Origin of the sequence: Alteromonas sp. McT4-15, assembly GCF_020515205.1 — a bacterium.
Taxonomy (GTDB): domain Bacteria; phylum Pseudomonadota; class Gammaproteobacteria; order Enterobacterales; family Alteromonadaceae; genus Alteromonas.
This window is the reverse complement of the sequence record NZ_JAJALG010000006.1, coordinates 67194-89751: the sequence shown is the minus strand read 5'-3', so window position 1 is coordinate 89751 and position 22558 is coordinate 67194. Positions and strand designations below refer to the sequence as shown.

Annotated in this window: 18 protein-coding genes; 5 read left to right on the top strand and 13 right to left on the bottom strand. The window is 44.9% G+C overall.

Annotated elements, in window-relative coordinates:
- Positions 1 to 27: 27 nt before the first annotated feature.
- Positions 28 to 1116 carry a 3-deoxy-7-phosphoheptulonate synthase gene (locus tag LHL20_RS06840; protein ID WP_226432760.1) on the bottom strand — a complete coding sequence of 363 codons (1089 nt, stop codon included), beginning with the start codon at positions 1114 to 1116 and terminating at the stop codon, positions 28 to 30.
- A 372-nt stretch (positions 1117 to 1488) separates the two neighbouring features.
- Between LHL20_RS06840 and LHL20_RS06835 the strand changes: the two genes are divergently transcribed.
- Positions 1489 to 2208: an enoyl-CoA hydratase/isomerase family protein gene (locus LHL20_RS06835; RefSeq protein WP_226432759.1), complete on the top strand. Its 720-nt coding sequence runs from the start codon at positions 1489 to 1491 to the stop codon at positions 2206 to 2208.
- Between the two features lie 54 nt (positions 2209 to 2262).
- Here LHL20_RS06835 and LHL20_RS06830 read toward each other — a convergent pair whose 3' ends face one another.
- The 6 genes from LHL20_RS06830 to rpsP form a co-directional block, all read right to left on the bottom strand.
- Positions 2263 to 3123: a hypothetical protein gene (locus LHL20_RS06830; protein ID WP_226432758.1), complete on the bottom strand. Its 861-nt coding sequence runs from the start codon at positions 3121 to 3123 to the stop codon at positions 2263 to 2265.
- Positions 3124 to 3224: 101 nt separating this feature from the next.
- Positions 3225 to 3869 carry a trimeric intracellular cation channel family protein gene (locus LHL20_RS06825; protein ID WP_226432757.1) on the bottom strand — a complete coding sequence of 215 codons (645 nt, stop codon included), beginning with the start codon at positions 3867 to 3869 and terminating at the stop codon, positions 3225 to 3227.
- Positions 3870 to 4085: 216 nt separating this feature from the next.
- Positions 4086 to 4445: a 50S ribosomal protein L19 gene (rplS, locus tag LHL20_RS06820; RefSeq protein ID WP_024015986.1), complete on the bottom strand. Its 360-nt coding sequence runs from the start codon at positions 4443 to 4445 to the stop codon at positions 4086 to 4088.
- 18 nt (positions 4446 to 4463) lie between these two features.
- A complete protein-coding gene (gene trmD, locus LHL20_RS06815) occupies positions 4464 to 5225 on the bottom strand; it encodes a tRNA (guanosine(37)-N1)-methyltransferase TrmD (protein ID WP_159623113.1) in 762 nt (253 codons plus the stop codon).
- Positions 5226 to 5747: a ribosome maturation factor RimM gene (rimM, locus tag LHL20_RS06810; RefSeq protein WP_226432756.1), complete on the bottom strand. Its 522-nt coding sequence runs from the start codon at positions 5745 to 5747 to the stop codon at positions 5226 to 5228.
- 23 nt (positions 5748 to 5770) lie between these two features.
- A complete protein-coding gene (gene rpsP, locus LHL20_RS06805) occupies positions 5771 to 6022 on the bottom strand; it encodes a 30S ribosomal protein S16 (protein WP_014948832.1) in 252 nt (83 codons plus the stop codon).
- 371 nt (positions 6023 to 6393) lie between these two features.
- Between rpsP and LHL20_RS06800 the strand changes: the two genes are divergently transcribed.
- From LHL20_RS06800 to LHL20_RS06790, 3 genes are all read left to right on the top strand, one after another.
- A complete protein-coding gene (locus tag LHL20_RS06800) occupies positions 6394 to 8097 on the top strand; it encodes an ABC transporter transmembrane domain-containing protein (protein WP_413228883.1) in 1704 nt (567 codons plus the stop codon).
- A 108-nt stretch (positions 8098 to 8205) separates the two neighbouring features.
- The gene (locus tag LHL20_RS06795) at positions 8206 to 9261 is read left to right on the top strand and encodes an efflux RND transporter periplasmic adaptor subunit (protein WP_226432754.1); all 1056 of its coding nucleotides are present in this window, start codon (positions 8206 to 8208) and stop codon (positions 9259 to 9261) included.
- Positions 9254 to 12367, top strand: a complete 3114-nt coding sequence (locus tag LHL20_RS06790; protein ID WP_226432753.1) for an efflux RND transporter permease subunit — start codon at positions 9254 to 9256, stop codon at positions 12365 to 12367. The genes LHL20_RS06795 and LHL20_RS06790 overlap by 8 nt, the downstream gene beginning before the upstream one ends.
- Positions 12368 to 12456: 89 nt before the next feature.
- Here LHL20_RS06790 and LHL20_RS06785 read toward each other — a convergent pair whose 3' ends face one another.
- The 5 genes from LHL20_RS06785 to LHL20_RS06765 all read right to left on the bottom strand — a co-directional run bounded on the left by LHL20_RS06785 (position 12457) and on the right by LHL20_RS06765 (position 20003).
- Positions 12457 to 13680, bottom strand: a complete 1224-nt coding sequence (locus tag LHL20_RS06785) for an alpha/beta hydrolase (protein WP_226432752.1) — start codon at positions 13678 to 13680, stop codon at positions 12457 to 12459.
- 27 nt (positions 13681 to 13707) lie between these two features.
- The gene (locus tag LHL20_RS06780; protein WP_159623129.1) at positions 13708 to 14100 is read right to left on the bottom strand and encodes a TerB family tellurite resistance protein; all 393 of its coding nucleotides are present in this window, start codon (positions 14098 to 14100) and stop codon (positions 13708 to 13710) included.
- Positions 14101 to 14461: 361 nt separating this feature from the next.
- Positions 14462 to 15679, bottom strand: a complete 1218-nt coding sequence (locus tag LHL20_RS06775) for a phosphoenolpyruvate carboxylase (protein ID WP_226432751.1) — start codon at positions 15677 to 15679, stop codon at positions 14462 to 14464.
- On the bottom strand, positions 15676 to 16311 hold the full coding sequence (locus LHL20_RS06770; protein ID WP_159623133.1) for a condensin complex protein MksE: 636 nt from the start codon (positions 16309 to 16311) through the stop codon (positions 15676 to 15678). The genes LHL20_RS06775 and LHL20_RS06770 overlap by 4 nt, the downstream gene beginning before the upstream one ends.
- Complete coding sequence (locus LHL20_RS06765) at positions 16308 to 20003, bottom strand: ATP-binding protein (RefSeq protein WP_226432750.1); 3696 nt, start codon at positions 20001 to 20003, stop codon at positions 16308 to 16310. The genes LHL20_RS06770 and LHL20_RS06765 overlap by 4 nt, the downstream gene beginning before the upstream one ends.
- A gap of 132 nt (positions 20004 to 20135) precedes the next feature.
- Here LHL20_RS06765 and LHL20_RS06760 point away from each other — a divergent pair, with 132 nt between their 5' ends.
- Positions 20136 to 20330, top strand: a complete 195-nt coding sequence (locus LHL20_RS06760; RefSeq protein ID WP_226432749.1) for a hypothetical protein — start codon at positions 20136 to 20138, stop codon at positions 20328 to 20330.
- Between the two features lie 50 nt (positions 20331 to 20380).
- Here the strand turns inward: LHL20_RS06760 and LHL20_RS06755 are convergent, their stop codons facing one another.
- Positions 20381 to 22447, bottom strand: coding sequence for a collagen-like triple helix repeat-containing protein (locus LHL20_RS06755; protein ID WP_226432748.1), 2067 nt, complete (start codon positions 22445 to 22447; stop codon positions 20381 to 20383).
- Positions 22448 to 22558: the final 111 nt, after the last annotated feature.

Below are 22558 nucleotides of genomic sequence, written 5' to 3'. Positions count from 1 at the left end.
TGAATCAAATGGCACGGATACGTCGGCTTAAGCCACCGTGCGCTTATTTTGACGTAAGGGTAACACAGTTATTAATTTATCTCTGGTTTGAGCAATCAAGTTTTCTGTGCTTTCCCAGTCAATACAACCGTCTGTTATGGAAACCCCGTATTCAAGTTCTTCAGGCTTTTTCCCATCGGCCTTCTGATTACCAGGGTTTAAGTGACTCTCTAGCATGATGCCAATAATAGATTGATTACCTTCGAGTATTTGATTTACTACATTCTGAGCAACCAATGGCTGGCGGCGATAATCTTTTGCCGAATTTGCGTGACTGCAGTCAACGACTAGTCCAGCAGTAAGGCCTGCGCCTTCTAATTCCAACTCACATTCAGAGACACACACAGAATCATAATTTGGCTGCTTTCCACCACGTAAAATGATGTGTCCATCAGGGTTACCGCTTGTACCTATGATGCTCACTTGTCCCTGTTTGTTAATGCCCATAAAACGATGCCCTGATGCAGCAGATTTAAGTGCATTTATGGCTATATCTAAACTACCGTCAGTCCCGTTTTTGAAACCAACGGGCATTGAAAGTCCACTGGCCATTTCACGGTGCGTTTGTGACTCAGAGGTACGAGCACCAATAGCTGCCCAACTAAATAGTTCAGCAAGGTACTGAGGACTTATGGGGTCCAGCGCTTCAGTGGCTACAGGAAGCTCTAACTCAGCTAACCAAATAAGTAGTTCACGCGCTTTGCGTAGACCTGTTTCGATATCAAAACTACCGTCAATATGCGGATCGTTAATCAGCCCTTTCCAGCCCGTTGTCGTGCGCGGCTTTTCAAAATACACTCGCATTACAATAAATAAGGTATCTTTGCATGACTCATGTAGCTCTTTCAGTTTTAGCGCATACTCTTTCGCTGCTTCAACATCGTGGATAGAACAAGGCCCACACACTACAAGCATTCTGTGATCTCGACGGTGAATAATGTCTGACACGATTTTGCGTGAGGCAGAAATTGCTTCTAGGGCTTTATCTGATACCGGTAGTTCGGCGCTTAACGCATCTGGGGTAATAAGTACGTCTTCTGCACTTACGTGAACATTGTTGACTGTGTCCTTAATCATGGGAGCTCTCTTAACTTTGAAACCTAAAAAATAAAACGTTAAAAGAGTATGCAACCTGCATGTAAACTTTATTGTACAACCAGCTTTTCTATATTTCTTTAACGTCATTGACTTTTTAACAACTCACGAATGACAACGCAAGCATTACCGAATAATACTTTAATCTAGTCTAGAATCTTAGGGAATCAACGTGATTATTTGTCAACCAAACGATCACCAGGTCACTTTTTAATCAGTAGTGAAATAGTAATGCGAATGTACGCTAACTTACTGCGTATGAAAAACGCGATTAATGATAATAACCACAGTTAATTTCTATAAATCGCTAATATGTAGGAAAATAAGGGCAAATAAGAAAATAAGAGCATTATTATGGATTTAGTCAAAATAACCTATCACGGTGATGTCGCCCTACTTACCATGGAAAATGGTGAAAACCGTCACAACCCAAACTTTGCTGAAGCAATGCTTGCCGCGCTTAGTAGCGTTTTAGAAAACCCGGACTGCAAAGCGTTGGTATTAACCTCAAATGACGAAAAATGTTTTAGTTTGGGGATCGACACAGAGTGGTTGATGCCAGCAATGAAGGCTCAACAATTTAGTGATATTAAGCAGTTCATGTACAACATGGATGAGGTTTTTAAGACACTGCTATTATTCCCCTTGCCTGTTATAGCTGCAATAAACGGCCATGCTTTTGGTAACGGCGCTATTTTAGCGTGTGCATGTGATTTTAGGTTTATGCGCTCAGACAAAGGCTTTTTCTGTTTTCCTGAAGTCGATTTGTCTATACCGTTTTTGCCTGGAATGATTGAATTCGTGAAAAAAGCATTGCCCTACCACCGGTTCAACGAGATGAAACTATCAGGAAGACGTGTATCTGGAAGAGAGCTTGAACAAGATCATGTGGTTGAGAAAGCCTACGATACACACGCTATGCTGATGGAAGGTGCGTTGAATTATGCTAAAACCTTTGACAAGAAACGCGGCATATTCGGGGAGCATAAAAAGCGGTTACACAAACACATCATCGAGACAATCGAGAGAGAAAATAAGCCGCTTATTGAAGCACTCTCGCTCGTAATCCAATAAACGTCGACAACAATTTAGCACATTGTCACTTGCAGTGAGAAGTAGATATTCTTCTCACTGTATTTCAGGGTTCCCCCCATCTATTTCGATAAAATCAACGCCATATCGACGTAGCATAGTGCGCCATTCTGGTGTATTAAGCTCACTCTGCAATCGCTGATTAAGGTGGGATTCTGTGCTACCTAAATGACGAGGCACTAACATGTGCCTAAAATATTCCTCATGAGGTACTTTGGAAATGTGAATACTTTCTATGTAGTCATTTTTATCGTACAGATAGGCCAGCGTGCTTTTGCTAACAACACCAAAGTTCACCCTCTGGTGTTCAATCATATCAATGATCTGTTCTTCTGACTCGGTGTCAAACCGCTTTAACTGACCATCTTCAATAGCGTTGTTAAGCCCGACGTAAAAAAGCCCTCGAACACCGGCCATTGCCTTGTCAGACAATTCATCAACTTGGAATTCGAATGGCGTATCGGCATTAGAAACAATTTCGTCTTTATCTTCAATAAAGGGAATTGACCATAAGTATTTCGTTTTGTCACCATCGGAAAACCAATGTGGGCTTACGCCAATTACGACGCCTTGAAGATCATTATTCTCTAGCAATTTATTAATTCTTTTTCTTGGCATATAGGCCAATTGGTATTCAACCGCTTCATCGCTTAGCAAAGATAACATATCGTAATAGAGTCCAGAATTGACGGCTTCATCGATGATAAAAGGGGGTTTGAGGTGATATGAATAGACGGTTACAACATTCGGGCTCCGTTCTCTTTCATTGGCAAAAAGCGAAGCGCTTGCGAAGAAGAGCAGTATGACTAATGCCGTTCTTAACACCAATGTTAAGCGTGAGGATATAACAGTGTCTGCGTGAGTAGTGCAATTACCAACAAAGGACAATTTAGCCAATCTTTTCATCGCCTTAAGGAAGCGGGTTATATTAGATTAAACCATATAACAAAAATTTAGCTAGTATGACCTCTTGTCTAGAGCTGTAATTTGACCGTGATTTAAGGTAAACGAAAAGCGCGTTTTTTGTGTGTGCGTTTATGAAAGAGGTCTATATTCCAGTTCCAATAAACTGAACCTAATCGTAAAAAGACGGTTACGATAAGTGCGCCTAAGATACACCAAAAGTAAGCAATATCCATCGCAAACAGCGCGGCATACGTTAACCCACCAGCCAAGCAAGTACTTGCATACAAATCACTTTTCATAACCAGCGGGACCTCTCGACATATAACATCACGCATGAGTCCACCAAAAATACCTGTAACTACTCCCATTGTGAGTGCTACAAGCATGCCTGTACCTTCAATAAGCGCCTTTTCAATTCCTACAATATTGAAAATAGCCAGGCCAATTGCATCCATTACAATGAAAAAGAAGTTTGCGGGGGAAGGCATATAACGCACAAATAAAATAGTGACTAGAATCGCGGTGTAAGTTGCAAAAAGATAGTCTGAGACCTCAACCCAAAAAATCGGTTTGCCTAACATAAGGTCTCGGATAGTCCCTCCACCAATTGCAGTAATCGCCCCTACTACAACAATGCCAAAGCCATTAATTTGTTTTTGATGTCCCATTAACGCACCTGATACAGCGAAGAACGCTACACCAACAATATTGAGAAATAAAAAGTAGTCCGAGCTCATATCTAATTAATAACCCATCGTGTTCAATCGAAACACGTATAACTGTTCAGTCGTTCCACTATGACGCCCGAAAGACACAATGCGTTAATTAGCGCTGACAAGTGGCATTAACTATTTTTAAGGTTTGCGGCGGGAAAAAGATCGAATATCAGGCACAAAAAAGCCCGCTTAACGCGGGCTTTTTCGAAGTTAACAATAACGCAAGGATTAGTAATCTTAGTTAAGCTTCTCTTTGATACGTGCAGATTTACCTGAACGCTCACGTAGATAGTAAAGCTTAGCACGACGAACCGCACCGCGACGTTTAACTTCAATTGAAGAAACTGCCGGGCTGTGTGTTTGGAACACACGCTCAACGCCTTCGCCGCTAGAAATTTTACGCACGGTAAAAGACGAGTGCAGACCACGGTTACGTTTAGCGATAACAACACCTTCATAAGCCTGAAGACGCTCTTTGTCACCTTCGGTAACGCGAACTTTAACAACTACTGTGTCACCTGGACCAAACGCAGGAACATCAGTCTTTAGCTGTGCTTCTTCGATTTTTTTGATGATATCTTGACTGACTTTGCTCATCATATCCTCTCGTCCTAGTTAACTGTCATCTTGCTGCAGTTGCGCTTGGAATAATTCAAGCAAACGCTGCTGCTCCTCAGTCAGAGCTAGGTGATTTAACAATTCAGGGCGACGCTGCCAGGTTCTACCTAATGACTGCATCAATCGCCACTGCCTAATTTTTTCATGGTCCCCACTTAACAACACCTCAGGAACCTTTTGACCATCAAGTATTTCGGGCCGCGTATAATGCGGACAATCCAAAAGACCGTCAGTGAAAGAATCTTCAACCGCTGAGGCTTTGTGCCCCAACACACCGGGAACCAACCGTGCAACTGCGTCCATAAGGACCATTGCTGGTAGTTCACCGCCGCTTAACACGTAATCACCAATAGAGACTTCTTCGTCAACATGGCTTTCGATTACCCGCTCGTCGATGCCTTCGTATCGACCACAAATTAAAATTGTGCGGTCGATATTAGCAAGGCGCTGAACGCCTGCTTGGTCAAGGGGTTTCCCTTGGGGTGATAAGTAGATCACCTTACTGTTTTCGCCACCCACTTTCTTGGCGGCTTGTATTGCGTCAGTTAGCGGTTTTACCATCATCAGCATACCGGGGCCGCCACCATAGGGGCGATCGTCTACTGTACGATGGCGGTCATGTGTAAAGTCACGGGGGTTAAAGGTATCAACCGATAATGTTCCAGATTTAACTGCTCGACCTATCACACCCTGTTGGGTAAATGGGGCAAACATGTCTGGAAACAGGCTAACAACTCCAAACCACTTTTCCGGTGTCACTTAAAACCCCGGGTCCCAGTCAACTTTAATGACCTTCGCTTCTTTATCTACCTCTTGTACGACATCGTCGAACACAAAAGGTATAAGTCTTTCTTTTTGACCAAAAGCATCGCCTACATTCGCTTTAACGTGAATAACGTCGTTTGCACCTGTATTGAATACTTCTTTCACCACACCTAAGTCGTAACCTTGCGTTGTTACCACTTTCATGCCGGTGAGCTCGCGCCAATAAACCCCTTCGTCACCTAAATCAGGCAGCTGTGAAGCATTTATGTTGATATCCAAGTTTTTGATGCGCTCTGCATCATCTCGACTATCAACGCCCACAATTTTTGCAACGAGGCTTTTACCATGCGGTCGCCACTGATCAATTTGATATTCTTTTTCATCGCCAAGAAACCATGGCGCGTACTCAAAAATACCTTCTGGTGTTTCCGTATAGCTGTTGATTTTGACCCAACCTTTAACACCGTACGGTGCGCCAATTTTGCCAACAATCACTTTGTCAGACGCTAGACTCATCTATACCACCAGTTAATAACAGCTTACGCTGCAGATTTTTTCGCTTCTTTTACCAAGCTAGAAACGCGATCTGATAAGCTCGCGCCTACGCCAACCCAGTATTCAACACGCTCTAGGTCTACGCGAAGACGTTCCGCTTGACCCTGTGCAGTTGGGTTGAAGAAACCGATGTTTTCAATGAAACGACCGTTTCTTGCACGACGGCTATCAGCCACCACTAGTTGATAAAATGGACGCTTTTTCGCGCCACCACGCTGTAAACGAATAGTAACCATAAATGCCTCAAACTCGTTGTAGCGTTACCGTTAACTTAAGCCTTCGTTTAACGACTAAAAATAGACGCCAATTAGAAGGCCGCCGAATTATACGGATATGGGGTCTGATTGCAAGTTTTTATCCGCATTAAGGGCTTTTAAATTAAGATAATTTTCCAAAGCGGTACATTGGCAATGAGGGGCATCGATTTATATGGTCTTCGTGCGCTTATCACTTACATTGGCAAAGCTATCGATTATTCAAACCACTTGTGTTGTAAGTCACGTATAGTGAAGCAAGAAACCGTTAAATTTATTGTGGAGTTATTTTGTCTAAAGGGCTTGAAAGCGTGTCTACCAAAGTGGTGTTTAAATGGATTGGTGGGCATTTAATGAATTACCGCACGCGTGTGGTTGGTGCCATTGTTGCTCTGTTTACTGCCGCCATTGCATGGTTAGCATTGGGGCAAGGCATTAAGTACGCCATTGACAGTGGATTTGTAGAAAGCGCATCAGATACGTTAAATCAAGCTACAGTATTGGTCCTTGTTGTTACCGTTATCGCATGTATTGCCACCTATGCCCGCTTTTATTTAATGACGTGGTTAGGAGAACGTGTTAGCGCTGACATACGCAAGCAAGTATATTCACATTTGCTATCGCTTCCCCCTTCGTTTTTCGCGGAGCTTCGCACAGGTGAAGTTATCTCGAGATTTACAAGCGACACGACAATTATTCAAACCGTTGTGGGAATGAGTCTTTCAATGACACTGCGTTCAGTGGTTACTTTCATTGGCGCAATCAGTTTGATGGGGTTTTCAAGTCCACTTTTGACATTCTGTGTCATTGTAGCGGTGCCCGCCGTTTTAGTGCCTATTAAAGTACTCGCGCCACAAGTACGCCGTTTTGCTAAAGAAAGTCAGGACAAAGTAGCTGACCTTGGTGCGCGTATTGATGAAAGCCTACATGAAATCATGACGGTACAAGCCTATACCGCTGAAGAAAATGAGCGAATGCTTTTTTCAAAGCAAGTAGAAGCTGCTATGGACATTGCCAAAAAGCGTATTCATTACCGTTCACTACTTATTGGCTGCATTATGTGTATCAGCATGATTGCGATTATTTTTATTGCATGGGTAGGTGCTCGGCAAGTATTGAATGGCGCAATGACCGTGGGCGAATTATCAGCGTTTCTATTTTATGCCGTTATGGCTGGCGGCAGTATTGCCACTATCAGCGAAGTCATCGGTGAAGTGCAGCGTGGTGTCGGTGCAAGTGAACGGCTTTATGAATTATTTAACACGCAACCGGATATTGCATCGTCAGTAGATAGTTACAATAGCGCCAAAGGCGAGATTTGTGCCACAGCGCCACAAATCACCATACATAATGTGCACTTCGCCTACCCTAACAGTAAGCCTTTATTCAGCGATCTAAATATAACGATCAAAGCAGGCGAAAAGCTCGCGCTCGTTGGCCCCAGCGGCGCAGGCAAAACAACGCTCTTTCAACTATTGTTGAGATTTTACGACCCACAAACTGGGCAAATATGCTTTGATAGCAAGGCCATTCATACAATGCCGGTAGAAGTGTTACGTCAACACATTGCCGTTGTCACACAAGAACCTGTGGTATTTGCCAGCTCAGTAATGGAAAACATTCGCTATGGTCGCCCCAGTGCCAGCGACGATGACGTGATAGACGCCGCTAAACAAGCCTTTGCACATGAGTTTATCGACAACTTAGATGAACGCTACAATACACAACTTGGTGAACGCGGTGTAAAGCTTTCGGGTGGGCAAAAGCAGCGCATTGCCATTGCTCGCGCAATTCTAGCCAATCGTCCTATCTTATTGCTCGACGAAGCCACCAGTGCCCTTGATGCAATGAGTGAACGCATGGTGCAACAAGCCATTGATAAATTAATGCAAGGGAAAACCAGTATTGTGATAGCGCATCGATTAGCCACTGTTCAGCACGCCGATCGCATTTTAGTCATGGATAAGGGCCAAGTTGTGGGCGTGGGTACCCACGCCTCACTCATGAAAAGCGATACCTTGTATAGGGAATACGCCGAACTGCAACTGCTAAGTTGAACCGCATGCGATGCTATTAGGTACAAATGAACATTGCTGAATTGATTATTTTTCAAACAGCACGTTCAAACAACAATGTATAAATAGAATATCGCTACGGGTTAACAAATGAAGAAGTCTGTTTTTAATGCAGCAAAGACATGGACAAGTCTTTGCGCCCTGTTACTAATGATACCAATTGCCAACGCACAATTTATGGGCGATAGGCAGGCGAAACTTGTCGTTACAAAGCCAATCGAGTTTATGAACGAGACGCGCAATGTGGAGGCGGTAGGCAGTGCTGAAGCGGTGCGCTCAATTGCCTTGTACCCTGCCGTTTCAGATGAAGTCACCGAGATAAACTTCGTACCAGGCCAAGCCGTTGAGAAAGGCAAAGTATTGGTTCGACTTGATGACAGAAGACAACAAACGGCACTGAAACGCGCAGAATTAACCTTGGCCGATGCACAGCGAACAGTCGAGCGTTTAGCATCAAGCTATAAAAATGGCGCAGTGCCAGTAAGCGAACTGGACCTTGCACGAGTGCAGCGTGACCTTGCTGAGGTGGCGCTAGAAGAAGCAAAAGCCGATTTAGAAGACCGCCATATTGTTGCACCTTTTGATGGCATTGTGGGTATCACTGACGTAGAGGTTGGCGACCGAATAACCGAACAAACCCTTATCACTACCTTGGATAACCGCAGCAAGTTATTTATAAACTTTAAGGCGCCAGAGGCATCATTACCGGTGTTAATGAATGCTCCAATGGTTACTCTTGTACCTTGGAGTGACAAAGAGAAAACAGTACAAGCGGAAATTGCACAAATTGACTCCCGAATTAATGAAGCTGACCGCACCTTGCGCGCTCGTGCGATTTTAGACAATTCTGCTGACATTTTTCGCCCGGGCATGAGTTTTCGGGTAAATCTGAGCATTGAAGGTGAGCGCTTTGCTGCCGTACCCGAAGCGGCACTATTATGGGGTGCCACAGGTGCTTATGTATGGCTTGCCAAAGATGGCAAAGCTCAACGGGTAGATGTAAGTGTTCACCAACGTTTAAGAGGCACAATACTTGTGTCAGGCGAAATACGTGAAGGCGATACGCTTATCGCAGAGGGTGTACAACGCTTAAGAACTGGCCAAGCAATTACCACCGAGTTGGCGGGAGGGCCACAAGGTGAGTGATCCACAACTTTCCTCTTCAACAAACGATTTGCCATCATTATCAATAAGACGTCCCGTTCTTATTGTTGTATTAAACCTGTTGATCGCCATTGCAGGGCTTGCAGCGCTAAGCGGCCTTGAAGTTCGAGAACTGCCTGATGTCGATACTCCGCGCGTTACCGTTACCGCCAACTTCCCCGGCGCTTCACCTGAAACGGTTGATGCTGAAGTCACTGGCAGACTTGAAGGTGCGGTTGCGCGAGTAAGTGGCGTAAAGAACATTTATGCCCAAAGCGAAGAAAACTCAGCGCGCGTACGCGTTGAATTTCGACCTGGCGTAAATTTAGAAGACGCAGCAAATGAAGTACGAGAGTCTGTCAGCCGTGTACAGCGACAATTACCAGAGGATGTAGAGCAAGTTGCTATCATTCGTGCCGACAGCGATGCACAAGCTGTGGTTAGCTTAGCAATTTCAAGTGACACACTTGATATGGAGACGCTGACAGAACGAGTAGATACCGACGTAGCCCCACTCTTTTTAAGTATTCCAGGCGTTGCCGATGTCACGTTAAATGGTGATAGAGAACGTGTATTACGGGTATCGGTTGATCCATTGCGTTTGACTAGCTTTGGCCTATCAATGACCGATGTTGCCAACGCCCTATCACTTGCCCCTTTTGATGTCCCTGCTGGCAGCATTCAGTCGGCCGAACAGGCTCTCATTGTGCGCGCAGATGCAACTTCAGTAACGGCAGAAGACGTTGGTGACATTGTGGTTTCCGGCGATATTCGTATAAACGATGTAGCCAGCGTGTACTTTGGTCCTGCCGACACGTCAAGTATGGTGCGTTTAGACGGCACACCCGTAATTGGCGTTGGCGTTATACGCCAGGCCAGTTCTAATACCATCGAAATTTCAGATGAAGTTTTGGCAATGGTTGAAGATTTAGACAAACGCTTCACCGATATGAATATCGTCGTTACCTCTGACGATGCAGAGTTTATTCGTGATTCTGTTAAAGAAGTTGTAGTATCGCTGAGCCTTACTATCGCACTGGTGGTTGTTACCTTATTAGTATTCATTGGCTCGTGGCGAGCCACCATTGTTCCAGCGCTTTCTATTCCAGTATCGCTTGCCGGTGCGCTTGCCATTATCTGGGCAATGGGCTTTTCAGTGAACATTCTTACTTTGCTTGCCTTGGTATTAGCTACTGGAATGATCGTTGATGACGCCATTGTGGTATCTGAAAACATTCAAAGACGCAGAGGCATGGGATTAGGTGCCAGAGCCGCCGCAGTGGTTGGTACACGAGAAGTATTTTTCGCAGTGGTGGCCACTACTGCAGTGCTGGCATCAGTATTTATCCCTATCGCATTTTTACCTTCTACTGCAGGAAGACTATTTAGAGAGTTTGGTGGTGTGCTGGCGGGCGCAGTGGTTATCTCGTCTTTCGTTGCGCTGTCATTAGTACCTGCGCTTACTGCACGACTTAAAGTCAAAGAAGCGAAAACGAGTGGGCTTTTCAGCAAAACATTTGGACGCTTTGGCAATGCGTGTCTAGGGCTTTATCAATCGTCACTACTGAAGGCGCTTAAGTATGGCTGGGTAGTAGGCATTTTGAGCCTTGCAGCTGGCGGCGGAGCATATATCCTTTCTCAGAATATCGACAATGAATTATTACCCAGTGAAGATAGAGGCACTATTCGTATTTTTGCTCGCGGTCCTGACGGTGCAGGCCTGAACTTTATGGACAGGCAAGCCGAGAAAATGGAAGAACTGCTATTACCCTATGTAGATAACGGTACTATCGATTCGATTTACACCGTTGTAGGGTCATGGGATCCAAATATCGTGTTCATTACGGCGCCTCTTAAGCACTGGGACGAGCGTGATAAATCGCTTCAAGATGTGGTAAACGAAATACGTCCTAAGTTACAGCAAATTCCTGGTGCGCCAGGCAATGCGTTTGGTGGCAATAGCCTTAACTTACGCGGCCAAGGTGGCGGCCTTGAAATTGCGTTAACTGGCGATACATACGAAAATATTTTTGCCGCGTCTCAAGCATTCGCAAGACAACTTGAAGATGAAATGCCTGAACTGGGACGCCCTCGTATAAGCTACGACCCTACTCAGCCCCAAATGCGCGTGAACATTGATAGACGTCGCGCTGAAGAATTGGGTGTTCCACTCAACGATATTGCTAGCACGTTACGGGCAGCAGTAAACGGTGACGATATTGCAGATTTAAACGTGGGGGACCAATCCATTCCAATTATGCTGCAAACCAATAACCGCAGTACAATCAACCCTTCTGATCTCACTAGCTTATATGTGAAAAGTAACAACGGGAATTTGGTACCGCTATCAAGTGTTGCCTTCATCACAGAGGAAGGTGTGGCGGCTGAGTTAGAGCGTCAAGCACAGCGTCGTGCTATTCAAATAGAAATGGAGTTACCAGAAGATGTTCCGCTAGCAGACATCGTTGATAAGGTACGCACACTGGCGCAAGACACGTTGCCTGACGGTATAGGGCTCGTATTCCTTGGCGAGGCACAAACCTTTGAAGAAACGTCAAAGCAAGTTGCTCTTACCTACATTCTCGCCTTTGTCATTGTACTACTGGTACTTGCGGCACAGTTTGAAAGTGTTAATAGTGCAGTGGTCGTCATGTTAACGGTACCTTTTGGTATCGCAGCGGCGGTCTACGCCCTTTTCCTTACCGGTACAAGTATCAACATATACTCTCAGATTGGTTTAGTTATGCTTATTGGACTACTTGCGAAAAACGCTATTCTACTTATTGAATTTGCAGATCAACTTCGCGATAAGGGCTATGAGATTTACGACGCAATTGTTGAAGCGGGTAAAGTGCGCCTTCGCCCCATTATGATGACACTGGTGTCTACGATATTAGGTGGATTACCGCTTATCTTATCAACTGGTGCTGGTGCGGAAGCACGTAATGCCATTGGCTGGGTGGTATTTGGCGGCTTGGGCATTGCAGTGGTATTTACGCTTTACCTAACGCCAGTGCTCTACCTTGCGTTAGCACGCTTTACTAAGCCACGGGCAGACGAAAGTGCAAGGCTTGAACGCGAAATGGAAGAAGCGCAGGCTCACCACTAACACGTATTACTATCCATCAAAAAAACGCCACTATTAACGTGGCGTTTTTTATTTGTATTGTGTACATACAATAACTTATCTCATCTTCGTTACATTGCTCTACAAAACCCTTTTACTTTTGCTTTACCTACAAAACCTAAAATATTGTCTACCATATTTGTAAAGTAAGGATTGTAGGTGAGACGAGCGTGCACCTTATCGCTTTCTTTGTAGCCCCAAGGTCCGTACCAGACGGTTTCGCCGCTCTTACAACGGGCTTCTTTGTCGCTACCCTGTCCATTGTCGCAAATGCGAAATTCACTTTGCGTACCGTACAAGCTATTGCTCGGTGCGAATAAATTACTCATGTGTGACGCCGCACTTATACGTAACTCGGGTAACTGCATGCTTTGCATCAGTACATGTTGTGGGAGAAGTTCAGGCATAGATTCACCTTGCCACAGCAAACATTTTCGCGGATGCGTAAAATTATCGCGAAATTGCGCTGCCACTTTGTCGGTATCAACTACGCTGTCTTTTTCTGCAACCGTCATCAATACCGGAATATGCAGTGTATTAGGTTTATCATCGCGGTTAAAAAGTGTCTGCAATTGATTGACGCTTTCTTGGTATGCCGCAAACCCTGGCATTGCCGTAGAGTTGTAACGCGAGGGGTTGTCTTCTTCTTCAACATTTGGCCATGGAAACAATGAATCGATATACGGTGCCAATCGAGACACAAAAAAGCGCGACTTAAACGCGGGCGAAAAATGTATTAGCCCTTCGATATCGGTGCGAAAAAAGCTTGCGATGGTCGTGAGATTGGCACCAGTAGAAAAGCCGCCAATATATAGCTTTTCGACTTCACCAGAAAAAAGTTCGATGTGAAAATTGGTCTCAGTTTGCCACTGCTCATAACTCACAGACAACATATCACCAGGCTTTGTACCATGACCTGGCAGTAAAATTGTACGTACATGAATACCATCGGCACACAACGCATTCGCTACATCGCGAAAGAAGAAAGGTGAATCACCCAACCCGTGAACCAATAAAATGCCTACTTCATCGTACTGTGCTCCGCACTCAAAGGGCATATTCATTGCAAGTTCTTTTGTTTTTTCCTGCTCGCTGCCAATGAAAGTACGGTTCTTTTGGATATATTCCTCAACCTTATCTAAATAGACGTCGTAAGGTGCCACTTTGACAGGAAACGCGGTGTCGCTAGCGCTAAACTGTGCGCTATGTGAAGAGTGACACCCAGAAAGTGTTAATAGTGTTGTTGCAGCGACGACAGATAGCGCCGCTCTTTTAACGGATATAATAAAATTCAACTGATACTCTGGCGTAACTAACCGCTTCTACTGTAGTGTATCTTTACCAGAAATCAGTGCCTTTGCCAGCAATTTATGTGTAAGCAAAGATAACAACTCAGTTTCTTCTTCACTGCGCTCGCCGTCTACGCCGGTAATCGCCATCGCCACTTCTAGCGTTTTTGCAGCATCGAAAACTAAATCGTTTTTTAAACTACGCAAGTAAGTGACAGCGTCGCCCGTATCAATTGCTTTGCGGGTTTGATAAATGGTGTCGTTTAGAAACGCTTCTGGGCAGATTGGGCTTTGCCAGTCTAAAGAGTCAACCATGGCATTCAAATAGTCTTGTTCAGACAAGGTGACCATACCATCGACCTGATAAAGTAACACTGAGAGCTTGATTAGGGCTTGGTTAAAGCTTTGTTGTTCTGATAATTGCATAACATTCTTCCTCTTCATACTGTACGCGGCAGTACCACAACATGTTCTGCATCCTGCAGAAACGAATGACAAGTCCTTCTAAAAAAGAAGACTTGCCTCTGTTCACCGCACGTCACATAGCATAGCGTGTGCCAATGACAGCAATACTACGCAGTGATGAACATTAAAGTTCACATTGTTAATTTTATGTAAACACCTTGCATATTATAGGTCTTTTTCTACGTATTCCAAGTGTTCTATTGGCAAGATAAAGCTGAAGGGCAAGTAAAACTGTGGGGTAGAATTAAAAAAAGCGCGGGAGTATGTCATTACAATCTCCTGCGCTTTTTATTTAACTGAACAAACAAGGTGAGTTAATACGTTACCTTAGGCCCAGCGTAATATCGTTAATGTAAAAATTACCGGTATAGACTTTGTCGTTATCACCGTGGGGCTCTAGAGCAAAAAATTGTTTATCTTGATCATCAAGCGCTTGATACCCCCCAATCACCTGATAAATCCACACCTCAGGGTCAAATTCTAGGGATTTCTCTTCAAAGTAATCCAACGCTGTCTTAGGTTGGCCTGAATCAATCACATCGCAGAAATAATCCTCAACGGCTTTTTGCAGTGGGTCTTTTTCCAGCGAAACGGTTGATTGCTCAGTCACATCAATATCGACAGGCTTGCTATCTTGATGTTTGTTTTGACGTTTATGCACATGGGTTAACGACGCAACAATGTATTGGTAGTCAGCTTCGTGCTCAACATTGTTCACGTCAGGGCTTGCATTAACGAGGGTGTTTGCAGACTGATTAAACAGGACGGGAACGTTAGTCAAGTTTGCATAGTTACCTGGCGTAAAGTCTGGTTGTTGCTCCATATGCAACAAGAAACCCTTTAACAAACGTGTGCGGCCTTGGAACTCTCTGAATCGTCCTAGCAAATCGAGTAAGCGCGCTTGCACCACTGACAGTTCTTGCGCTGCTTTTGCAAATCGTTGCTGTAGCGAAACCACTAATAAGTGACGTAGTTCGCGATTAGATCCAGCGAGCTCACTGAGCTCATCAAAACGAAAACACTCAAGTTGAGAGAGCAAGTCTGTCACCTGCCCTTGCGCCAGTTCGTTTTCACGAATTTTTGCTTCTACAGATGAAACATAACCAAATTCATTATTGATGCGCCCAAACATAACGCGAACACTGTTACTGAGTGACTCAGACAGTTGATACACATGTTCGGTCAAATCTCCCATATGGGCAGCGGCTTCGTTATATTTATTATAATGAAGCGCCTCTTTATAGTGTTCTGTCAACGTTTTAAGGCTTGCCAGAGAAGCTCCAATATTGGCGTTAATAGTGCGATTTCGTTCGTCTTGAAGGCTTCCCTCCAACAAACTTCTTACCGCGCTTTTAAGGCGCAACTCGCTTTGCGCTTCAGGGCGCCAAAGCACGCCTAGCTGCACCAATTGTTCAAGCACTTTTGGGCTATGATCGCGCTCTTTCACTGAGCCATTGATATAAGCCTGCATAATTAAATCACTATGACGCCCCAAGGCGTTAAGCAATTTAGTGCCGGCTTGTATTAGCACCTGACTCATATCAAGCTACCTTGCGAAATGGCGGCCTCCGCTTGCTCTGACAAGCTAAGGGCTTCGGTTTCATCGATAAATCGCAACATTTCGTAAAGGTGCTCGATTTTTCCTGTTCCCAAATAAATTTGTTTGTCTGGATTAGGCTTAATCAAATACCCCATCTCCGTTAACCGCTTAAAAACTTGCTTAAGCTGACCATCTAAATTCACACTGGTCGAGCCGAACATGCGATATCGCGAGATTTTTTCTAACTGCTCCGCATAAGCTGGTGTATCTTCAATGGTTGTTTGCAGCTCGTTTAAGCGAATGGCACTGCCCATTGTGATAGGCATGTCAGATTCATTAGCCTGTTGTACCAACAACAACCACTCCACCAGCGGAACGAGGTTTGACGCGGTATCTTGAAACTGCTGTGTCAGCACTTTGCGCTCACTTTCACCAATAGTTAGATAGCTTGCAAAGAATACATCACCTTCAGCAGTGGTAGATAGGGTGCGATTAAGCAGCGTAAGATGCGGTTCAAGTTGTGCGGCATTGTCACGACTTTTTAGAAAACGCCACGCTTCTTCATCGGTCACCTGACAAATAAACGCGCCTTGTAAAAGTGCACTGAGTACACGGCCTTGTTCTGTCATCATGCTGATGTCTCCTCACCTGCAACTTCATTCTTTCGTGCCTTGATTCGTGCGGCAATAGCACTCGCTTTTGGCTGTACCACCTGCAGTTGACGGGTCACCTTATCGATTAAATAGCGGTTTTCAAATAGCGTCAGTACTTCTGATTCTGGGTTAGGGAATGCGCCAACTACGCTAATGTTATTGTTTTGGCACGCTTCAAAGATTTTCTTCACATTGTTCTGGTGAAGTGTACCTAATTCATCAATAGGCCAATGCACTGTGGCGTCTGCATCACCGCGCAATAAACGCGTGAACGCGAGTAGAAACTTACACAAGATCAGGTATGCCATACCGTGACTAGATGATTCGTTAAGCTGGCGGTCGGTGCGAATAACAAGGTCACTTTTTCCTTCTCGAAGGTGTAACTCGATATCCAATAGTTTGCTAATACCACCTGTTAATGCGGCGCGACCAAGAATATCAAGAACACGACGCATACTCTGTCCGTATTCCTCTTCTGGCAACTCGTTGGCGCCCTCTTCCATCCAATGCTCGTAGAGCTTTCTGAACTGTTCAAGCTCAGGCCAAAATTCTAGTTCGCTTATGCGAGAGCGAATTTTCACCGCAGAGTCTGATACACCATCAAGGAATAGCTCACCGTCAACTTCCTGAGTAATACGGCGGCTTTGCGACACAATGCGTTTGTCGATGTCAGCAAGTACAAAATAGTATTGCGATAGGTCTGCACCAAATATACGGCCTTGCTCACGTAAGCCTTGAAGCTTTTGCGGCACGATCACGTTAAGGAGCTGCGCAAGGTGCGATACCATGCGGCGGTGATCAAAGCTTTTGACGCCATGAGCATTTAATGTAGCGCACTCTTCTCGTGCCCGCTCCCATGTGTCAGAAAGCCCCGTACCCGCTTGTGCAGCGATAAGTTGATCGAACCGCTCTACATAAGCACGAATATCACTGAGTAAGTTTTCACGTTCCTGAAGTTGGCTTTGTACTTCAGAGATACGCTGGCCTATGCTGACATCATCGTGCTTTATATCCGCCGTTTCATCACCTGCATGCAAGGTAAGCTTCGCCAACGACTTGCTAAGCGATTTCACTTGCTCAAGGTGCTCGCTGGCTGTTTTAAGTGTGAGTTCAAGCTGAGTATGTTGTTCTTGCAGCTGCTCACGAGTGGCTTTATAGGCACTTTGTTTGTTTGCTAGGTTACGTTCTGATTCGCCAAGAAGCTTACGAGATTTTGACAGACCTTCTTGCCAAACCACTTTTTGCTTAGTGAATACATTTGTGTACCAACGCTCGTAATCTGCAACTTTGTGGCGATGGGTTTCAGTACGCGCGATGTCTTCTTTTAACTTATTAATTTGCTTCTTAAGCTGGCCTATTTCATCAACATCTACACCGCGATTACTAAGTTCACTTTCCAGCCAATCTTGCATGTCTTTTCGGTCTTGCGCAGCGTTGTCTTTTGCTTTGCGCATATCACTATCGAGTTGGGATATACGCGCTTCACTGTCTGCAATAAGCTGCTGCCAGTGAAACTTATGCTCAGTCTCCGCTTCGCGCTGCTGGTCTTTAATTTCGTCGCGACTTAGCTCATATTGCGCTTTAGCTTGCTTTTGTGCTTGTTGATTGGCTTCAAGCTTAGTTTTTGCTTTTTGCTTGCGTGCCGATAGCGCTTGTTGATATTCACTAAGTACCGTATCTCTATCTTGCTGTGCACGCTTTCGACTAGCTTCAGCGCTTTTTACTGCGTTGTCTTTTTGCGTAACAACGAGTTCAGCGTTTCGAACATCTTCGTTCGCCTTGGCGAGTCGCTGCTCACATTCATTCTGCGCAGCTAAAGCGGCAGCTTGACGAATTTCTGCTTCTTGTAATTGTTGCTTGAGCGCTTGTTCGGTTTGCGCGTATTCAGGCGTATCAAGTTCGGACAACGCAAGCTTTACGCCCATGAAGGTATCGCTTGCACCTTCCATGCTAGGAGCTAAATCAGTGCGTTCAAGCAACTCTGGGCGAATGACTTTGCCTAGTGACAGTTCCCAATCTTCAACATTCGCGCGCAAGAATTCGAGCAGCGCACCTTCTCCGGGATAAAGCAACGCATTAATTTTATTGACAGCTTTTTCTTCTTGTAGAAAAGCGTTTCGCGCTTTGTCTAACGCGTTAGAACACTCTCTTCGAAATTCAATGGCTTTATTTTGCGATTGCTGTGCGTGACGAAGTTCAGATCTGGTTGCATCTTCGTTTATAGACGCCTCTTTAATTGCGGCATCGAGAATATCTAACTGTGACTGCTCAAACTCGTTGTAACCGGCGTTTGATAATGACGCTTTCAGTTCAGCCTCGGTGACCTTTAGCGCATTGGTATTTTGTTGAAAGTCATTTTGTAGCGCGTTTAACTGGCCACTATAGTCATCGCGAATTCGGCTCAGCGCTTCGCGTTCATTTTGTTGTTGCTCAGCTTTGTTTTCTGCTGCTTCTTGACGTGCAGCAGACATCTCTTCCAGTGTGATCGAGAGTCTTTCACCTAACTCAGCCAAACGCTTATTATATGCAGACTCAATATCTTGGTGCTTCTCAGTAAGCAATATGTAGCGGCTATCAGCTAATGACTTTTCGTTTTGCCATTGCGATAGATTGGCTACGTCTTCTTTAAGCTGCTCAATGTTTTCGTCTTGCCACTTATCAAATTCACGCTCGACAGTATCAAGCTCACTAGTAAACTTTTCTACATCTGCACGGGCTGATGAAATAACCTGATTTAAGTGGTCGCGGGTGTCGCCCCATTCACTGTCAGTTTGCTTACGCTGAAAGCTGTTTTCATCTAGCTCATTTTTGGTGGTTTCTACACGCGCGGCCAGATAGGTTTTATCAAGTTCAAAGCTATGTTTAAGGTTAGCAAGTACCTGCTCAGTACTCGTCAAAGCCATATCAGCTTGTTCTAATTTCGAAAACTCTGGACGAATTTTATCGAACTGCTTTATAAGGTGGCATTCTTTGATCCAGTCATCTACACGATTTCGGCTTAGGCCCGACGTAGGTGGTGTTACGCCATCTTCTTCCAAAATAGCGGCGATCATCGCTTTGATGGTTTCCATCTTGCCTTCTTTGGAATGTACCGCCTTGGCCAGCTTTTCTATGTGGCGCATGTGCTTTGACGGTTCACACAAGCTGAAGATTTTTGCGTAACCTAAGAGCTCTCTTGCATTGTTGCTTTGATTTAATACGCCATGATCATTTTGAATAATGGCGCGAAAATCTTTGGTATTGAGCAGGCTTGTTACCATGATGTTGTTACGCTTCATGGCGCGTGCTAGCTCTGCACTGCTTACAATGGCGTGTTTACCATTTTTTTGTTCAATCAAGTAATCGTTAATATCAAACGGTTTACCCACCAGACGATAATTAACACCAGTTCCGTTTGAGCTCAGCACTGCTTGACACAGGTCACCTTCAGCGCGCGTATATTCATAGATGATAAAGCTAGACAAACGGGGGAGATACCAACGCTCAAAACTATCGCGCGTAGCAGGCACCACACGAGAAGGATATTCGCCATAGAATACGGGAATAAGACGCTGAAGTGTTGTTTTACCCGATGCGTTTGTACCACAAATATTGGTATGTCCATCAAGCTTTAGTTCGACCACGCCTGGCAAGTGGGTGTCGATAAGAATAATACGTTTTAAGCCTGCCATAGTGTTCCTGTATCAATAACTCTGCTGCATGAAAGCTCATACAGCACAAAACTGTACCTGCTTCGATATGGAGAAAGTTGCATATCTGATAGAAAGCGAGCACACGCGCACGATGTAGCCCGTCAGTGTATTATGAAATTACGCGCTTGGACAGATGCTCTACTACTTGTTGGCTACAAAGTACACTATCACAACCCAGTAAACATCAAAAAGAGAGAGGCTAGTGCAGGTGGACCAGAGTTTCAACGACAGGGGCCGGGCAAAAATAAGTGGCACGTTCGTTTTCATTTTGAACGTGCCGACTTTAATACGACTGAATTTCCTTAGGAAGCTAGGCGATATATACGTATCGCAACAGCAATTAGCACAGACATCTCTTACTTCACTGATAACACATGAACCGACTCGGGTGATGGGTATATCATGTTGAAAGTGGGGGCGATATCTCCTGAAGCTGAGTTTAAAATATTATCAAACCGCAAGATCATACCATTTGACTTTTCTGCTACGTAGACGTGACCATTACTGAGCATTAAGTCCACTGGATTACCCAACATTGAGTTCGATCCAGCAATATTCACCGATACATCGGTTAAGCCATCAGCACTTCCCGCTCCGGGTATTACATACAGTTTTCCGTCAGTAGCATCTGCTGCGCTGCCCACATCGGAAATGACTAGGCTATTGCTTTGACTGTCATAGTCTATGCCATGTATGTTGGTTGGCGCAGCAAACGCTGCTCCTCCACTCGCTGGAACAATCAATCTATCTTCACCAGTAATAATGGTTGCACCACTCTCCATTTTGCGCACCACTTCTTCAAATACCGCTACTGAACCGTTAGTCAAAGCCAAATACGCGCTATCTGTCGATGGGTCATAGTCCACATCCCACGGACGCGCCCCGTTGGTGGCTTCGAGCGTTAATAGAGGCGCAACGTTGCCTGACGCACAAGGCGAAAACACGCGCACAGCGGGTGTAGTTTCATTAACATCAGCAACAAATACCACGCCGGCTTTTGAGGCGATATCAAGCCCTTTAGGAGCAACCAGACCTGTTTCGCTACCCACTATCATGTGGTCGAAACTGTCGCTATACATCATACCGTCTCGCGTGCTTTTAAGTCGATTTACCACAAGTAAACCACCTGTCGAAGTATCCACATTATCAAAAGTAATCACACCGTCACCACTTGCTGTGAATGCTGCGCTCTCGATACTAATATTGGCGTCGAAGGTGCTTAACTCACTGGATAATACGGCACTGTATTGAGCTACTTGCCCTGTTGTTTCGCTGTCGCTTGAGGGGTTACTTGATACCGCAAGGCCCATTATAGGCATGGTAGTTATGCCGTCGTCTGAAGCATCCTTCACCTCGTCGAGCTGAGTTAGCTCGGCCAACGATTCTGGTTTCACAGAGGGTGTTGATAGCGTTGGCGCAACGTCACCACTAGCACCGTTAAAAATATTTGAGAACACCAAAATAGCGTCATTTGACTTTTCTGCTACACGTAGGTCAGAGCCCGTAAGAACAATATCCACCGGATTACCAAGCTGGGTGGACGCGCCGCCAATCACTCTGCTTGGTACAACAGCCCCATCGGCCGAAGAAACATTGTCTAGGACAAAAATTTGACCATCATCTGTAACAGCCGCATCGCCCACGTCAGACAACACCATACGATTAGACATAGGCTCGTAGACAATACCGTGCAGATTAATCGAAATTTGATTTCCATCTGCATCGGAAGGTACTACAGAGCGCATGACAGAGGGCGCAAAATTGGAGTCAGCGACGTTATCGTATACTGCTAACGTACCATCGGTTAGTGCTACGAATAATCTATCGCTTTGTTCGTCATAGGCCACGTCCCACGGTTTTGCAGTTGTCATTATTTCAGCAATCGGTGCAACATCTCCTGCCGCTTGACTGCCAAAAACACTTATCTTTTGACCATTGAAATCAGCTACCATGACTAGGCCCGAGTTCTGTGCAAAAGTAATACCTTTAGGATTAACCAGCCCGGTAGTTGCGCCTGTAATATCGTGTCCTCTACTCATCATGTAATCAGCTTGGGCATCAAAATTACATTGCGTTCTCAGTAATGGTAAATCATTATCGCCAGCTTGCACTAACGTTCCCCCCTGAGTGAATACAATTCCCTCGTTGGCCCCTGTAGTTACTGTTGATAACACGTTCGCGTTTTGGTCGATAGAGGAAACCGTATTACGGTTTTCATCGCCATTATTTGCTACTAAAAAAGTGGCTGAAGCAAAACCCGGTGTTCCGTCTTGACCTGGAGCACCATCTTGCTCGGGTGCGCCGTCAATTCCATCTACGCCATTCATACCATCGGCGCCATCGCAGGCACTTAAAGAGAACGCCATAGCGGTAGCAAGTAATGATAGTTTTAATTTTTGTTGTGACGTTTTATTGAATTCCATCTTCATCTCCGTACTTGTTGATTCGTGAAGAGACGTTACTTCAATGCGCAGTGCGAGAAGTACTGCTCACGTCCTGTTCAACAAGCCAAACGTTTGATGAGCGATACTGGA